The organism is Pseudarthrobacter defluvii (genome assembly GCF_030816725.1).
Taxonomy (GTDB): domain Bacteria; phylum Actinomycetota; class Actinomycetes; order Actinomycetales; family Micrococcaceae; genus Arthrobacter; species Arthrobacter defluvii_A.
This window is the reverse complement of sequence record NZ_JAUSYG010000001.1, coordinates 4,192,803-4,206,543: the sequence shown is the minus strand read 5'-3', so window position 1 is coordinate 4,206,543 and position 13,741 is coordinate 4,192,803. Positions and strand designations below refer to the sequence as shown.

13 protein-coding genes are annotated in these 13,741 nt (G+C 67.0%); 8 read left to right on the top strand and 5 right to left on the bottom strand.

Annotated features, from left to right (window positions below):
• Positions 1–27: 27 nt before the first annotated feature.
• The 6 genes from QF031_RS19670 to QF031_RS19645 are packed head-to-tail and all read left to right on the top strand — an operon-like array spanning position 28 to position 6,688.
• Positions 28–1,896, top strand: a complete 1,869-nt coding sequence (locus QF031_RS19670; protein ID WP_307432163.1) for a PEP-utilizing enzyme — start codon at positions 28–30, stop codon at positions 1,894–1,896.
• Positions 1,889–2,677, top strand: coding sequence for an SDR family NAD(P)-dependent oxidoreductase (locus QF031_RS19665; protein WP_307432161.1), 789 nt, complete (start codon positions 1,889–1,891; stop codon positions 2,675–2,677). The genes QF031_RS19670 and QF031_RS19665 overlap by 8 nt, the downstream gene beginning before the upstream one ends.
• Positions 2,678–2,726: 49 nt before the next feature.
• A complete protein-coding gene (locus QF031_RS19660) occupies positions 2,727–3,047 on the top strand; it encodes a 2Fe-2S iron-sulfur cluster-binding protein (protein ID WP_307432158.1) in 321 nt (106 codons plus the stop codon).
• Between the two features lie 2 nt (positions 3,048–3,049).
• Positions 3,050–4,351 carry an NAD(P)/FAD-dependent oxidoreductase gene (locus tag QF031_RS19655; RefSeq protein ID WP_307432153.1) on the top strand — a complete coding sequence of 434 codons (1,302 nt, stop codon included), beginning with the start codon at positions 3,050–3,052 and terminating at the stop codon, positions 4,349–4,351.
• A gap of 40 nt (positions 4,352–4,391) precedes the next feature.
• A complete protein-coding gene (locus tag QF031_RS19650; protein WP_307432151.1) occupies positions 4,392–5,162 on the top strand; it encodes an HD domain-containing protein in 771 nt (256 codons plus the stop codon).
• Positions 5,159–6,688 (top strand): aldehyde dehydrogenase family protein, encoded by a 1,530-nt coding sequence (locus tag QF031_RS19645; protein ID WP_307432149.1) that lies wholly within the window; start codon positions 5,159–5,161, stop codon positions 6,686–6,688. The genes QF031_RS19650 and QF031_RS19645 overlap by 4 nt, the downstream gene beginning before the upstream one ends.
• A 163-nt stretch (positions 6,689–6,851) precedes the next feature.
• Here the strand turns inward: QF031_RS19645 and QF031_RS19640 are convergent, their stop codons facing one another.
• Positions 6,852–7,835 carry a trypsin-like serine peptidase gene (locus tag QF031_RS19640; RefSeq protein ID WP_307432147.1) on the bottom strand — a complete coding sequence of 328 codons (984 nt, stop codon included), beginning with the start codon at positions 7,833–7,835 and terminating at the stop codon, positions 6,852–6,854.
• Positions 7,836–8,011: 176 nt separating this feature from the next.
• Entirely contained in the window at positions 8,012–8,584 is a 573-nt protein-coding gene (locus QF031_RS19635; RefSeq protein WP_307432144.1) for an MOSC domain-containing protein, read from the bottom strand.
• A gap of 61 nt (positions 8,585–8,645) precedes the next feature.
• Between QF031_RS19635 and QF031_RS19630 the strand changes: the two genes are divergently transcribed.
• Positions 8,646–9,608: an alpha/beta hydrolase gene (locus tag QF031_RS19630; RefSeq protein WP_307432141.1), complete on the top strand. Its 963-nt coding sequence runs from the start codon at positions 8,646–8,648 to the stop codon at positions 9,606–9,608.
• Here the strand turns inward: QF031_RS19630 and QF031_RS19625 are convergent.
• The 3 genes from QF031_RS19625 to QF031_RS19615 all read right to left on the bottom strand — a co-directional run bounded on the left by QF031_RS19625 (position 9,605) and on the right by QF031_RS19615 (position 12,952).
• Positions 9,605–11,974, bottom strand: coding sequence for an excinuclease ABC subunit UvrA (locus QF031_RS19625; RefSeq protein ID WP_307433525.1), 2,370 nt, complete (start codon positions 11,972–11,974; stop codon positions 9,605–9,607). The genes QF031_RS19630 and QF031_RS19625 overlap by 4 nt on opposite strands.
• A gap of 112 nt (positions 11,975–12,086) precedes the next feature.
• Positions 12,087–12,506, bottom strand: coding sequence for a VOC family protein (locus QF031_RS19620; RefSeq protein ID WP_307432139.1), 420 nt, complete (start codon positions 12,504–12,506; stop codon positions 12,087–12,089).
• A complete protein-coding gene (locus QF031_RS19615) occupies positions 12,503–12,952 on the bottom strand; it encodes a helix-turn-helix transcriptional regulator (protein ID WP_307432136.1) in 450 nt (149 codons plus the stop codon). Before QF031_RS19615 ends, QF031_RS19620 begins: the two co-directional genes overlap by 4 nt.
• 222 nt (positions 12,953–13,174) lie before the next feature.
• Here QF031_RS19615 and QF031_RS19610 point away from each other — a divergent pair, with 222 nt between their 5' ends.
• Positions 13,175–13,576 (top strand): CBU_0592 family membrane protein, encoded by a 402-nt coding sequence (locus QF031_RS19610; RefSeq protein WP_307432133.1) that lies wholly within the window; start codon positions 13,175–13,177, stop codon positions 13,574–13,576.
• Positions 13,577–13,741: the final 165 nt, after the last annotated feature.

Below are 13,741 nucleotides of genomic sequence, written 5' to 3'. Positions count from 1 at the left end.
CCGCCGAGCCCTCCTGAAAGGACCACCATGTCCATGAAGTCGTTCCCCAAGCCCTCCGAGCTGCCGGTTCCCGCCGGCGCCGAAGGATGGGAAAAGCTCTACCCCTACTACCTGGTCTTCCAGGACAAACTCAAGGAACAGGAGGACGCCAAGTTCTGGTTCTGCGACAGCCAGCACTGGCCGACCGTGTTCAAGCCCTTCGAAACCATCGGCGGCGAATTCGCGGTCAAGTGCCTGGGCCAGTACAACGCCCGGCACCTGATGATCCCCAACGCCAACGGCATCGAATTCCGTATCCACCTGGGCTACCTCTACATGTCGCCGATTCCGGTTCCCGAGGACCAGATCGCCGCCCGCGTACCGCTGTTCGAGCAGCGCGTTGGCCACTACTTCCAGAACTGGGAGCAACTGCTCAAGGACTGGCACGTCAAGGTCAAGGGCACCATCGCCGAGATGGAAACCATTTCCTTCCCCAAGCTTCCGGACATGGTCCCCATGGAGGACATCACCTCCGGCAAGGGCAAGGACGGCTCCGAAAAGCTGCTGGAAAGCTACGACCGCCTCATCCAGCTGGCCTACCAGAACTGGCAGTACCACTTCGAGTTCCTGAACCTGGGCTACATCGCCTACCTGGACTTCTTCAACTTCTGCAAGCAGGTCTTCCCCAACATCCCGGACCAGTCCATCGCCAGCATGGTCCAGGGCGTCGACATGGAACTGTTCCGCCCCGATGACGAGCTCAAGCAGCTCGCCAAGCTCGCCGTCGAACTGGGCCTCCAGCCCCACTTCGGAAACACGGACGACGTCGAGGCTACCTTGGGTGCCATCGCCGCCGCCCCGGGCGGGGACCGCTGGCTGGCCCAGTACGAAGGTGCCAAGGACCCCTGGTTCAACTTCACCGTGGGCAACGGCTTCTACGGCCACGACAAGTACTGGAACGTGAACCAGGAAATCCCGCTGGGCTACATCGCCGACTACATCCGCCGCGTGGACGAGGGCCAGGAAATCATGCGTCCCGTCGAGGCCCTCATCGCCGAACGCGACCGCATCATTGAGGAATACCGCGACCTCCTCGAAGGCGACAACCAGGCCGTCTTCGACGCCAAGCGCGGCCTCGCCGCCACCGCCTACCCTTACGTGGAGAACCACAACTTCTACATCGAGCACTGGACCATGGGCGTCTTCTGGCGCAAGATCCGCGAACTCTCCCGCATGATGCATGCCGAGGGCTTCTGGACCCAGCCGGACGACCTGCTCTACCTGGGCCGCAACGAGGTCCGCGACGCCCTCTTCGACCTGGTCACCGGGTGGGGCGTGGGTGCCAAACCCATCGGCCCCGACTACTGGCCCGAGGAGATCGAACGCCGCCGCGGCATCGTGGACGCTCTCAAGACCGCCCGCCCCGCCCCCGCCCTGAACACCCCGCCGGCATCCATCACCGAACCCTTCACCCGGATGCTCTGGGGCATCACCACCGAACAGGTCCAGCAGTGGCTGGGAGCCGGTGAAGAGGTGGAAGGCGGCGGACTGCGCGGCATGGCCGCCTCACCCGGCGTGGTGGAAGGCCTGGCCCGCGTGGTCACCGACGCCGACCAGCTCTCCGAGGTGCAGCAGGGCGAAATCCTGGTGGCCACGGTGACCGCTCCCTCCTGGGGTCCCATCTTCGGCAAGATCAGCGCCACGGTCACGGACATCGGCGGCATGATGAGCCACGCGGCGATCGTTTGCCGCGAATACGGCCTGCCGGCCGTCACCGGCACGGGCTCCGGGTCCACCACCATCAAGACCGGTCAGCGGCTGCGTGTGGACGGCACCAAGGGCACGGTTCAGATCCTGGACGCCGAGGACGACCTCGTGGTTGCCGGACCCGGCGCCCACAGCCATAGCCATGTCTGATCTAAACATTCCCTCCGGGGCATATGCCGTTGACGGAACCGAGGAAAGGACGGTCCTTATCACCGGCGCCGCGGGCGGGCTGGGCAGGGCGTTCGCGCTCGGTTTTGCCGGCCGTGGATACCGGGTGGCGGTGGCGGACATCAATCCCGAGGGCGCCGAACAGACCGCCAAACTGGTCCGGGAAGCCGGTGCCAACGCCGCGGCCTTCGCCGCAGACGTGACCGACGTCCACTCCACGGAGCAGCTCGCCGCAAGCTGCGCGGAGTTCGGAAACGGACGCATCGACGTCGTCCTTAACAACGCGGCGGTGTACGCGGGGGTGACCCGCAGCCGCTTCGAGGACATCGATCCGGCCGAATGGGACCTGGTGATGAATGTCAACCTCAAGGGCCCCTGGCTGGTGACCCGCGCCGCGAGCCCCTACCTGGCCGAGGGCGGGCGCGTCATTAACCTCTCCAGCGCCACGATCTTCAGCGGCTCGGAACAGTGGGCGCACTATGTTGCCTCCAAGGGCGGCGTGGTGGCACTCACCCGGGTTATGGCCAAGGAACTGGGCCGGCGGGGGATCACGGTGAACGCGATCGCCCCCGGCTTCACGCTCACGGAAGCCAGCTACGGGCTCATGGAAAACGCCGAGAACTACGGCGTGGACCGCGGCGCCATCAAGCGCGCCAGCCAGCCCGAGGACATCGTGGGCGCCGCCCTGTTCCTCGCCGGGCCGGACAGCTCCTACTACACCGGCCAGACCATGGTGGTGGACGGCGGCCGGCAGTTCATCTGACCGGCCACCCCCGCCACCATCCAACCAACTTCAACCAAGGAGGACCACAATGCCAACGGTTCACTTCACCGACGCAGAAGGCACCGTCCGGGACGTCGAAGGCAATGCAGGCGATTCGGTCATGGAAACCGCGGTGCGCAACGGCGTCCCAGGCATCGTGGCCGAATGCGGCGGCTCGCTGTCCTGCGCCACCTGCCACGTCTTCGTCCGCGAGGACTGTGCATCGCAGCTGCCCGCCATGGAGGACATGGAGGACGAGATGCTCTACGGCACCGCCGTGGACCGTGAGGACAACTCCCGGCTGTCCTGCCAGCTCCGCCTGACGGACGAGCTCGAACTGTTCGTCACCACCCCCGAAACCCAGGTGTAGCCATGGGAACGCAGGCAGTGGAACAGGAAACCGCGACGGCCACGGTTCCCACCAGGACCGGGCTCCTGATCATCGGCGCCAGCCAGTCCGGCGTGCAGCTGGCGGTATCGCTCCGGGCGCTGGGCTTCGACGAACACATCACCCTGCTGGGGGACGAGGACCACCGCCCGTACCAGCGGCCGGCGCTGTCCAAGGAGTTCCTGCAGGGCACCGTGGAAAGCGAATCCCTCATCTTCCGCTCCAACGACTACTGGGCCGGGCACAACGTGGACCTGGTCAAGGGCGAATACATCGTCCGGATCGACAAGGAAGCGGACGGTTCCGGGGTGGCGCATGCGTCCTCGGGCCGGGAGTTTCCGTTCAAGCGGCTGGCCCTGACCGTGGGCGCCAGGGCGCGGAAGCTCGAGATTGACGGCAGCGGCCTGGACGGCGTGCTCTACCTCCGCAACGCCGACGACGCCCTGGCGCTCAAAGCGCGGGTTGGCGACGCCACGGACGTGGTGGTGATTGGGGGCGGGTTCATCGGCCTTGAAGCCGCGTCCAGCCTGCAGAAGATGGGGAAAAATGTCACCGTGCTCGAATTTGGGCCGCGGCTCGTGGGCCGGGCCGTGGGGGAGGAGACCGCCGAATACTTCCTGCAGGCCCACCGCTCCCGCGGCCTGGATATCCGCCTCAACACCAGTGCGGCGCGCTTCACCGCTGACGACGGCGGCACCCGGGTTGCCGCCGTCGAACTCCAGGACGGGACGGTACTGCCGGCACAGATCGTCCTGATCGGCATCGGCGTCATTCCCAACACGCAACTGGCGGACCAGCTGGGCCTGGCCGTGGACAACGGCGTGGTGGTGGACCGGTTCGCGTTGGCCTCCGACGGGACCACGGTGGCCGTGGGGGACGTCGCCAACATGCCCAACCCCGTTCCCGGCTCCGAGCCCGGGGAACGGATCCGGCTGGAAAGCGTCAACAACGCCATCGAGCACGCCAAAGTGGCCGCGTATTCGCTGACCGGACGGCGCGAGGAGTACGCCGGAATCCCGTGGTTCTGGTCCAACCAGGCGGACCTCAAGCTGCAGATCGCCGGCCTGTGCAACGGCTACGACCAGACTGTGGTCCGGAACGACCGGGAACGCGGAAAATTCAGCGTCCTCTACTACCGGCAGGGCCGCATCATCGCCGCGGACTGCGTCAACGCGCCGCTGGACTTCATGGCCGTCAAGAACGCGCTCGCCAAGGGCCTCAACATTCCCGCTGATGCCGCGGCAGACCCCGGCATCCAACTCAAGACCATCACCACGGACAGCTGACTGCACCCAGACAGTAGGTTGGCCAACCCGAAGGAGCATTATGAGCACCCCCAAGACGCCGTTTGCCCCGGCGGAGCCCGGCACCGCCGCCGGTAGCGCGCCCGGCACCGCACCGGACACCGGCGACGCCCTGGCCGATGCTTTCGCCGCGGAGTACAGCGTCCGCCCCATCCCAGCCCCCGGACCCGTGGACACCACCCCCATCACCGGCACGCCCGCGGCCCTGGACTCGCTCGACGCGCTTTGGAAGGCAGTGGTCCACGAAACCAGGACCCGCGGCAATGACATCCACCTGCCCATCTCCCTGGCCTTCGCCGAACGGTTGTGCCGGGCCTACCCCGACGCGGATGCCGAACTGGTGCGGGTGGCCACGCTGCTGCACGACACTGGTTGGGCACACGTGGATGAGTCCCGGATCCTCTCGGAAGGCTTCACGGGGGACTGGCGAAAGGCCACCATCCGCTATGAGCACGAGAAGCAGGGCTGCGACGTGGCCCGCCGGGTCCTTCCCGGCCTGGGCTATTCAGGCAGATTCGTGGAACAGGTCTGCGACATTATCGACGGCCACGACACCCGGCCCGTGGCCCGCTCACTGGAGGACGCGCTGATGCGTGACGCCGACAGGCTGTGGCGGTTCGACCACGCCGGCATCGCCCTGGCCTCCTCCTGGTTCGGGATGGATCCCGCCACCTACACCGACCGGCTGGCCACCGAAATCGTCCCGGAACTCATCACCCAGGCTGCCGTGGAGATGGCCACCGCGGACCTCTGCCGGTCCAACGCCCTGCTGAAGACGGCGGTGATCCGATGACCTCCGCCACGCACGACGCACCGGCTGACGCACCGGCCCTGGCCACGCGGTCCGGCCTGGCCCTGCCGCACACCCACGTGGACACCATCTACGTTGACGGCGCCTGGCAGCCCTCCCGGGGCACCGGCCGGAACCCGGTTACCGACCCCGCCACCGGCGAAGTCTGGGGTTCTGTCCCGGACGGCACGGCGGAGGACGTGGACGCCGCCGTCGGCTCCGCCCAGAAGGCTTTCGACGGCGAATGGCGCCGGCTGGCGCCATCTGAGCGGGCCGCTTACCTGCTCCGGATCGCCGATGAAGTGGAGAAGCGGGCGGAGGAGCTCTCACTGACCAACTCGCGGGAGAACGGATCCCCGGTGGCCGAATCCTCCGGCGCCGCTGCCAACGCCGCCGGCATCCTCCGCTACTTCGCCACCCTGGTCGGATACCTGGAACAGGAGGACGTCCGCCCCTTCCCGCGCGGCGGCGGCGAATCGGTGGTGCGGCGCGATCCCCTGGGCGTGTGCGCCCTGATCGCCCCGTGGAACTTCCCCATCAACCTGGTGATGATCAAGCTGGCGCCGGCGCTGCTGGCCGGCTGCACCGTGGTGATCAAACCGGCGTCCCCCACCCCGCTGTCCATCCGCGTGATCATCGACGCCATTGCCGCAGCAGGCGTCCCGGCCGGCGTCGTCAACCTGGTCACCGGCTCCGGCCGCCTGGGTGACGTGCTGGTCAGGCACCCCGGGGTAGCCAAGGTGGCATTCACCGGCTCGACACCCGTGGGCCGGAAGATCGCCGCCGCCTGCGGTGAGCTGCTGCGTCCGGTCACCCTGGAGCTGGGCGGCAAGTCCAGCGCAATCGTGCTGCCGGACGCGGACCTGGACGCCATGTCCCGGGTGCTCATCAAATCCTCCATGCGGAACACGGGGCAGACCTGCTACATCTCCACCCGCATCCTGGCCCCCGCCAGCCGCTATGGCGAAGTGGTGGACATGGTCACGGCCACCATCGCAGCCGGGAAGCAGGGCGATCCCCTAAACCCGGAGACGGTCTTTGGCCCCTGCGCCACCGAGTCGCAGTACCGCACCGTGCTGGAATACGTGGAGTCAGGGCTGGCCGAAGGCGCCCGAGCCACCACCGGCGGGCGCGCGGCCTCGCTGGCCGGGGGGCTGGAGAACGGCTACTTCGTGGAGCCCACGGTGTTCGCGGACGTTACCCCGGACATGCGGATAGCACGGGAGGAGATCTTCGGGCCGGTGATCACCATCCTCAAATACGACGACGCCGGCGGCAGCGTCGACGAGGCTGTGGCACTGGCGAACAACACCGAATTCGGCCTGGGCGGTTTGGTGTTCGGCCGGGACGAGGACGCGGCGCTCGCCGTGGCCGACCGGATGGACACCGGCTCGGTGGGCTTGAACTTCTTCGCCTCCAACCACGCGGCCCCCTTCGGCGGCCGGCACGATTCCGGGCTGGGCACCGAATACGGGATCGAGGGGCTCAACGCCTACCTGAGCTACAAGTCGATCCACCGGAAGAGGTAGGCGGTACCTGCGCAAAGGTCCGGCCGGCGATAATCACCGGCCGGACCCTCAACGTCACGCCAGGCATGCTTTCAGGCAGAACACGACGGCGGCGCCCCGGCTTTCCGGGGATCCCCACCCCAGGTGCGCCGAAAGCGTGCCCTGCGTGACGCCGTCGTCCGCGTTACGGGGCTGAGGAAGCCGCGTTGTACGCCTGCTGGATCACAGAACCCCAGTACGGGCCGTACATCTTGGTGGAGTTGCTGCCGTAGCCGTAGCTGTTGACCGAGTTCTGGTAACCGCTGGAGCTGGTGCCGATGAACCAGGGTCCGCCCGAGGAGCCGCCCGTCATGTTGCAGGGAATTCCCTGGCTGTTGAATTGGGGGTTGTAGGGATCGTTGGTGGCGGTGCCGGAGCAGCTCTTCAGGGATTCGCCGTTGAACGGTGAGGCTGCCGGGTAGCCGAATGCCTTGTAGGCGAGCCCGCGGGCGGCGTTGAAGCTGACACCGGAGGCCCCGACGACGTCGGCAAGGTTGCGGCCGTTGAGCTGGTTCATCACGGCAAAGCCCGTGTCATACTCCATGCTGCCGGACGAGCTCCACTGGGTGGGGGCGTAAAGCGCCTTGGCGGTCCACTTTCCGTAGGGCGCGGAGCCATTCAGGTAGGCGGGAACGAACGTGAATTTGGTGGCAAAGGCTCCGGGTCCTTCATTGAGGCAGTGGCCGGCGGTGGACACGGTGTTCCGGTTGGTGGACGCCACCGAGTTTGCCGAGCAGACGTAATTGGTGCCGCCGAGGGTGAAGAACACCTTGCCGATGTGGGGCACAGGGCTCTCGCTGGCGTTGGCCTTGGCCTGGATTTGGGGTGCGGAGCCCTGGACCCTGGTCTCCTGGCCCTTGGCCTGCTCAGGGAGAACCGCCGGGCTGGACTTCTGCCGGTCCACCGCCTTCCTGGCCAGGACGTCCGCCGGGATGGCCGAACGCATGCGTTCGGGCGTCCAGTAGTCGGCGCTGGTGGTGTCGGTGACGGCCGCGCTGCTGACGCCGGCAACGTCCTTGGTGTCCGACGGTGCGGGAGCCGCCGTTGCCTGACCCGCTGAGCAGAGAGCGAACAGTGCTGCCGTGCTGAAACTCATGAGGCTTGTGGCCAGAGTCCTGGTTGATGTCATAGCTGTCCTCGGTAGGTTCGGGTGAAGCGGACCTGGATTGCGGTTCGCTGGTGATGAACCTATCCCGGTATGACAAAGTTGTAAATAAGATTCTTCATCCAGTTAATTACTCAACTAGGCTGTAATTTAGGCAGGTCGGCATGGCATTTCGTACGGATTGACCCTTGGCCCGGGTGCTAGGGCAGCCGGGATGGCCGGAGCAGGCTTGCCTCGCCTGCCCGTGCAGGGTCAAGCGGCACCGGGCTGACCAGCACCGCAGGCCCGCGGTGCAGGAATCCGTTGGACAGGGCCCGGCAGCGGATGCCGCCGCGGCCGCGCATGGCCGGATGCGCGCCGGGGGCGAGCACCTCATTCATCCAGGCGCAGGGCTGGGCGTGCCGACCGCCGTGCAGCGTCACCGAGGAGCCTCCGGATTCCAGCACAAAGTCCTGCCCCAGCAGCGGGGCCAACTGCGCTCCACGGAGGACCACATTCCGGCGGGTCATCAGGGGGTCGAACGGTGGCGCGCCCAACTCGGCGGCAATGGCTTCGAGGGACTCCGCGGCAAAGAGGGTCACGGCAGCGTCCATGTGCGCCGCCTTGCCGAAGAACCGGTCGCCCACGATTCCCTTTCCGGCCACCACCTCCGCCTGGGGAGCGTCGGTGGTGGGGACGTCGGGGGCACCGTCCCGGGCACGGCCAAAGTACGCGTGCGCAGGGGACACCAGCAGGTGCAGGATCTCGACGTCGTACCGGAACTTTTCGGGCATACGGCCAGCGTAGGGCAGCCGGGGATTGAAATCCTGCCGCGGGATGGAAGGATCGGGAACCATGGAGACATCACCTGCCAGCCAGGGCAGCGCGCTGGCCAGGAAACGGACGGCCCTTTTCTGGGCATCGGTGGGGTGCACAGCTGCCCTGGTGGGGGTTGCACTGTGGATGCTTGCCGGGAACCCTGCCGTCCTGGGCGGCCACCCGCTGCTGCCGGGCATCCTGCTGGCCTCGGCTGCCGCCGGCGCAGCCTGGGCGGTCCTGTTGTGGCGCCGCCGCGATGTTCCCCGGCCCCGCTCCCGTGTCCGGGCCGTTGGGGCGTGGGCCGGCAGGGTGGCGGTCCTGGCGCTAGCCGCCGGGCTGGCCTGGCTCAACCCCTTTGCCTACCAGCCGGGGCCGACGGCGGAGGCCGGGCCGGCGTCAGACCTCACCGTCACCGAAACGGACACCGCCATCACCATGTCACCCGATGGCGCCAGACCCACCAACGGGCTGGTCTTCTACCCGGGAGCACGCGTGGACGCCGGGGCCTACCAGGACATCCTGGCTCCGGCCGTCGGCGCCGGGTGCCGGGTGGTCATCCTTAAGGAACCGCTCGGGCTCAGCCTGCTGGACGGCAACCAGGCCCGTAGCGCCATCGGGGCGAATCCGGACATCAGCACCTGGGCGGTGGGCGGCCATTCCCTGGGCGGGGTGTCGGCATCGTCATTCGCGCTCAACAACGCCGACGTCAAGGGCCTGGTGCTGTACGCCTCCTACCCTGTGGAATCACTGCGCGGACGGACGGGCCTCTCCGTCCTGTCCGTCTCCGGCACCAGGGATGGGCTCAGCACGCCGGAGAAGATCCGGGCCTCCCGGGAACTCCTGCCCCCGGACACGGAATTCGCCGCCGTCCAGGGAGGGGTGCACGCGTTCTTTGGTGACTACGGCATACAGCCCGGTGACGGCGAACCCGGCATGAGCCGCAGCGCGGCACAGCAGCAGGTCGCCGCGGCCACGGTGTCATTCCTGGGCCGGCTTTAGGCACCCACGTACGTTGCCAGGTGCCGGCCGGTGAGCGTGGCCCGGCCGGCCACCAGATCAGCCGGGGTGCCCTCGAAAACGATCCTGCCGCCGTCGTGCCCTGCTCCCGGACCGATGTCGATGATCCAGTCTGCGTGCGCCATCACCGCCTGGTGGTGCTCGATGACGATCACTGACTTGCCGGAGTCCACCAGGCGGTCCAGCAGCCCCAGCAGTTGCTGGACGTCGGCCAGGTGCAGGCCCACGGTGGGCTCGTCCAGGATGTAGACCTCGCCGGCTTCGGCCATCTGCGTGGCCAGCTTGAGCCGCTGGCGCTCGCCGCCGGACAGGGTGGTCAGCGGCTGGCCCAGGGAGATGTAGCCCAGGCCCACGTCGGCCAGGCGTTCAAGGACCTTATGCGCCGCCGGCGTCCTGGCCTCACCCTCCGCGAAGTACGCCAGCGCTGCGTCCACGGACATGTCCAGGACGTCGGCTATGTTCATGCCGCCCAACGTATATTCGAGGACGGCGGGCTGGAAGCGGCGTCCCTCGCAGTCCTCGCAGGTGGATTCCACCGTGGCCATCACGCCGAGCTCGGTGAAGATCACCCCGGCGCCGTTGCAGGTGGGGCAGGCGCCCTCGGAGTTGGAGCTGAAGAGGGCAGGCTTGACGCCGTTGGCTTTGGCGAAGGCTTTGCGGATGGGTTCCAGCAGTCCGGTGTAGGTGGCCGGGTTGCTCCGCCGGGATCCTTTGATGGCGCCCTGGTCGATCACCACCACGCCCTCCCGTTTGGCCAAGGAGCCGTGGATCAGCGAGCTTTTTCCGGACCCGGCCACGCCCGTCACCACGCACAGCAGACCCAGCGGCACATCGACGTCGACGTCCTTCAGGTTGTTCGTCGCGGCCCCGCGGACCTCCAGCGCGCCGTTGGTCTTCCGGACGGAGTCCTTCAGGCGGGCCCGGTCGTCCAGGTGCCGGCCGGTGATGGTGCCGCTGGACCGCAGCCCGTCGACGTCGCCCTCGTAGACGATCTCCCCGCCGCCGGTGCCGGCCTTGGGGCCGAGGTCGACGACGTGATCGGCAATGGCGATCATCTCCGGCTTGTGCTCCACCACCAGGACCGTGTTGCCTTTGTCCCGCAGCTGCAGCAGGAGGGTGTTCATCCGCTCGATGTCGTGCGGGTGCAGCCCGATGCTGGGCTCGTCGAAAACGTAGGTGACGTCCGTTAGGGAAGAGCCCAGGTGGCGGATCATCTTGGTCCGCTGCGCCTCGCCGCCGGAGAGGGTGCCCGCCGGACGGTCCAGTGAGAGGTAGCCCAGGCCGATTTCGGTGAAGGAATCCAGCAGGTCGCGCAGCCCGGCGAGCAGCGGCCGGACTGAGGGCTCATCCAGCTCGCGGACCCACTGCGCCAGGTCGCTGATCTGCATGGTGCACAGGTCCGCGATGTTCCTGCCGTTGATCCGCGAGTCGAGCACCTCCGCAGTCAGCCGGGTGCCGCCGCAGTCCGGGCAGGTGGCGAAGGTGACCGCGCGTTCCACGAACCGCTTCACGTGCGGCTGCATGGCCTCCATGTCCTTGGAGAGCATGGACTTCTGGATCTTGGGGATGACGCCCTCGAACGTGAGGTTGACGCCCTCCACCTTGATCTTGGTTGGTTCGGCGTACAGCATCGTGTCCAGCTGCTTGGCCGTGAACGTGGCGATCGGTTTGTCCATGGGCAGGCCCATACCCTCGAACAGGCGCCCGTACCAGCCGTCCATTGAGTAGCCGGGCACGGTGAGCGCGCCCTCGCTCAGGGACTTCGATTCGTCATAGAGGGCCGTCCGGTCGATGTCGCTGATGTTCCCCATGCCCTCGCAGCGCGGGCACATGCCGCCCAGGTAGGTGACCTGGCGGACCACGTTCTTCTCCACCCGGCCGCCCTTCTCGGTGCTCATGATGCCGCTGGCCTTGCGGGTGGGCACGTTGAAGGAGAAGGCAGTGGGCGGGCCGACGTAGGGCTTGCCCAGGCGGCTGAAGAGGATCCGCAGCATGGCGTTGGCGTCGGTGGCCGTGCCTACGGTGGAGCGCGGGTTGGCACCCATCCGCTCCTGGTCCACGATGATCGCCGTGGTCAGCCCCTCCAGCCGGTCCACGTCGGGCCGGGCCAGGCTGGGCATGAACCCCTGGACAAAGGCGCTGTAGGTTTCGTTGATCATCCGCTGCGACTCGGCGGCGATGGTGGCAAACACCAGCGAGCTCTTGCCGGAACCGGACACCCCGGTGAAGGCGGTCAGCCGCCGCTTGGGTAGCTCAAGGCTGACGTCCTTGAGGTTGTTTTCCCGCGCGCCCTGCACCCGGATCAGGTCGTGGCTGTCTGCGGCGTGCACCGCCTGCCTGGTTTCCATGTCTGCTTCCGTGCTCAAGGTGTCCCCCTTCTTCGTGGAGCGGCACCGAAGCCGAGCTGCGCTGGCAGCCCCGTTCCGGCGTCGTCCCTTATATACGTGTCTGTTTATATGCCTAGGGCTGCTGGTTGATGCGGACCGTGTTGCCGGCCGGGTCGCGGAAGGCGCAGTCCCGGATGCCGTACGGCTGGTCGATGGGTTCCTGGACGACGTCCGCCCCTGTTGCCTCCACCTTGGCGAACGCAGCGTCCACGTCGGGGGAGGAGAGGACGATGGTGGCGTAGGTACCCTTGGCCATCATCTCGGTGATGGTGCGGCGCTCACTCTCGGTGATGCCCGGGTCCACGGCGGGCGGGTGAAGGACGATGGAAACGTCCTTCTGGCCCGCGGGGCCCACGGTGATCCAGCGCATGGCGCCGCGGCCCACGTCGTTGCGGATTTCGAAGCCCAGGGCGTCGCGGTAGAACGCCAGGGACGCATCGGGATCGGTGGCGGGAAGGAAGGTCGAGGAAATGTTGATGTCCATGCCAGTCATGCTAGTAACGCCTCTGCGGCGGGCGCTTCTCGATTCCTGACCGGTCTGGTGACCTGCTTTTCCACGCACGCGGGGATGCCCGCCGTCGTGCCTTCCGCCTCCTGTTTGTAGACGCTGGGCGGCATGCCCACCAGTTCACTGAACCGGGTGCTGAAGGTTCCCAGCGAGGAACAGCCGACGGCGAAGCACACCTCCGTGACGCTGAGGTCGCCTTTGCGCAGCAGCGCCATGGCCCGTTCGACCCGCCGCGTCATGAGGTAGCTGTAGGGCGATTCACCGTAGGCGAGCTTGAAGCGGCGGCTGAAGTGGCCGGCGGACATGTGGACGTCTTTGGCGAGCGACTCGACGTCCAGCGGCTCGGCATACTCGCGGTCCATCCGGTCCTTGACGTGTCTCAGCTGGACGAGTTCGCGAAGGTAAGGATCGGATGCGGGACTGCTGGTCACAGCTTTGATCGTGCTACGTCCGGGGTGCCTTGTCCAGAGTCCGAACAGCGGGTTTCCGGTGGTCATCCGGCCCCGCGGAGCAGGGTATGATTATGCCGCTGACCAGCATGAGGTCCTCGCCCGAACAGGGCTCGAGTAACCCGGCATCCGGCAAACCAAACCCGTTCCACCCCCTCTTGAATCCTGCCCGAATAATGCTCGGGGACCCCTTGAAAGGACGCCATGAATCTGCTGTGGGAACTCGCCGGATGGGCAGGCGCTGTTGCGATTCTCAGTGCGTACCTTGCCGTTTCCATGGGCTGGCTGAAGGCCGGGAAGGGCTTCCAGACCGCCAACCTCTTCGGTTCCGTGGCCTTCATCATCAACGGCACCCTGCACAGCGCCTGGCCTTCCGTCGTCACCAACGTGGCCTGGTTCCTGATCTCCGCCGTTGCGCTGGCCCGGATGCGTTCGGAGGAGACGGCGCCTGCGCCCGCCGAAGCCGCTCATGTCCAGTACCCGGGCGTCCCGGACTCCACGGGCCAGATGGCCGTCGTCGAGGCATTCACCGAGGCCCTGCCGGTTGTCACGTCCGCTGTTGGTTCCGCCCCGGCTGTGGCGGACGGGCCGCGCCTGGCGCTGTAGCCCGGTTGTCGCGCGGCGGCTTGCACTCGCACCTTTCTCCTGTGGCAGGACAAACTTGCCGCACTTCGGAAGTCCGTGGCTTCAACCAGCGCCTGAGTACGCGATCGTCCATATAAGTGATCGTTTCTGCCATGGGAACGCGCTTGCACACTCCCTAGCCTTGAG

Excerpts from the sequence above, each read along its gene's own strand:
- QF031_RS19630 (WP_307432141.1), top strand. The coding sequence starts at position 8,646 with ATGGAGACATCACCTGCCAGCCAGGGCAGCGCGCTGGCCAGGAAACGG.
- QF031_RS19635 (WP_307432144.1), bottom strand. The coding sequence starts at position 8,584 with ATGCCCGAAAAGTTCCGGTACGACGTCGAGATCCTGCACCTGCTGGTG.
- QF031_RS19625 (WP_307433525.1), bottom strand. The coding sequence starts at position 11,974 with ATGGAAACCAGGCAGGCGGTGCACGCCGCAGACAGCCACGACCTGATC.
- QF031_RS19650 (WP_307432151.1), top strand. The coding sequence starts at position 4,392 with ATGAGCACCCCCAAGACGCCGTTTGCCCCGGCGGAGCCCGGCACCGCC.
- QF031_RS19655 (WP_307432153.1), top strand. The coding sequence starts at position 3,050 with ATGGGAACGCAGGCAGTGGAACAGGAAACCGCGACGGCCACGGTTCCC.
- QF031_RS19660 (WP_307432158.1), top strand. The coding sequence starts at position 2,727 with ATGCCAACGGTTCACTTCACCGACGCAGAAGGCACCGTCCGGGACGTC.
- QF031_RS19620 (WP_307432139.1), bottom strand. The coding sequence starts at position 12,506 with ATGACTGGCATGGACATCAACATTTCCTCGACCTTCCTTCCCGCCACC.
- QF031_RS19645 (WP_307432149.1), top strand. The coding sequence starts at position 5,159 with ATGACCTCCGCCACGCACGACGCACCGGCTGACGCACCGGCCCTGGCC.
- QF031_RS19670 (WP_307432163.1), top strand. The coding sequence starts at position 28 with ATGTCCATGAAGTCGTTCCCCAAGCCCTCCGAGCTGCCGGTTCCCGCC.
- QF031_RS19640 (WP_307432147.1), bottom strand. The coding sequence starts at position 7,835 with ATGACATCAACCAGGACTCTGGCCACAAGCCTCATGAGTTTCAGCACG.
- QF031_RS19665 (WP_307432161.1), top strand. The coding sequence starts at position 1,889 with ATGTCTGATCTAAACATTCCCTCCGGGGCATATGCCGTTGACGGAACC.
- QF031_RS19610 (WP_307432133.1), top strand. The coding sequence starts at position 13,175 with ATGAATCTGCTGTGGGAACTCGCCGGATGGGCAGGCGCTGTTGCGATT.